The sequence below is a fragment of the Micromonospora deserti genome (assembly GCF_003236335.1).
Classification (GTDB): domain Bacteria; phylum Actinomycetota; class Actinomycetes; order Mycobacteriales; family Micromonosporaceae; genus Micromonospora; species Micromonospora deserti.
This window is the reverse complement of record NZ_POUB01000564.1, coordinates 1-461: the sequence shown is the minus strand read 5'-3', so window position 1 is coordinate 461 and position 461 is coordinate 1. Positions and strand designations below refer to the sequence as shown.

The following is a 461-nucleotide window of genomic DNA, read 5'->3' as shown; positions in this document are numbered from 1 at the left end:
GTTGTTGTTCGTCCAAATCAGCCACCTCCTTGATTTTAATGCTTGAATAATTCTAGGTGGAGGAAGAATGAAAGTCAACCGAAAGACCAGCTTGTGAGATAAAGTTAAACTTATTTTGACAAGGCTAACGTTTCTAATTTAAAATGAGAGTAGTAGTTAACCACTAACAGAGAGAGACAGTTGTTGAGAAGTCTCATGGAAGGCGAAATGGATTGATGTTTAACAGGGCGAAATCCCTTATCTTTCACTAGAGCGGTGGCTTTATAATGGAGTCACAAGTTAGGTGGTACCGCGATTTTTCGTCCTATTATTCATTTTTGAATAGTAGGATTTTTTATATCTGGAGGAAATTATGACATCTAAAAAAATTATTTTAACTGGTGACCGTCCCACAGGAAAACTTCATATCGGACACTATGTTGGTTCACTTAAAAACCGCGTTCAACTTCAAAATACAGGTG

At 37.1% G+C, this 461-nt stretch carries 1 protein-coding gene; it reads left to right on the top strand.

All coding sequences use genetic code 11. The annotated features are described in order from the left end of the window. Nucleotides 1–352: 352 nt before the first annotated feature. A partial coding sequence (locus C1I99_RS35490) for a hypothetical protein (RefSeq protein WP_199562480.1) occupies nucleotides 353–461 on the top strand: 109 nt, incomplete at its 3' end.